The 240-nt window shown below is 40.0% G+C and carries 1 protein-coding gene; it reads right to left on the reverse strand.

Features of this window, described 5'->3' with window-relative positions:
• Positions 1-240, reverse strand: a 240-nt coding sequence (locus tag AAEY62_RS24450) for an acyl-CoA dehydrogenase domain-containing protein (RefSeq protein ID WP_350637075.1), incomplete at both ends; no start/stop codon positions are given.

Consider the following 240-nt stretch of genomic DNA (forward strand, 5'->3'; position numbering starts at 1 on the left):
TTAATAAATCGTTTTCAAGCGCATAATTAATCGCCCCCTCAATATCACGCGTAGCGGGCACCTTCCCTTGACGCTGCCATTGTTTTAGATCTTTAAATTGTGTTTGCATATCATGCATTGCTAAAAATGCACTTTCCATTACACCCGTACCCGCGTTTTCATCCACATAACAGAAATGCGTTAAACGGTTTCTAAACACACCTGGTTGAGTCATATGTTTACAAATACTTTGTGCAATGG

It is taken from the genome of Pseudoalteromonas sp. GW168-MNA-CIBAN-0100, assembly GCF_040309225.1.
Taxonomy (GTDB): Bacteria; Pseudomonadota; Gammaproteobacteria; order Enterobacterales; family Alteromonadaceae; genus Pseudoalteromonas; species Pseudoalteromonas arctica.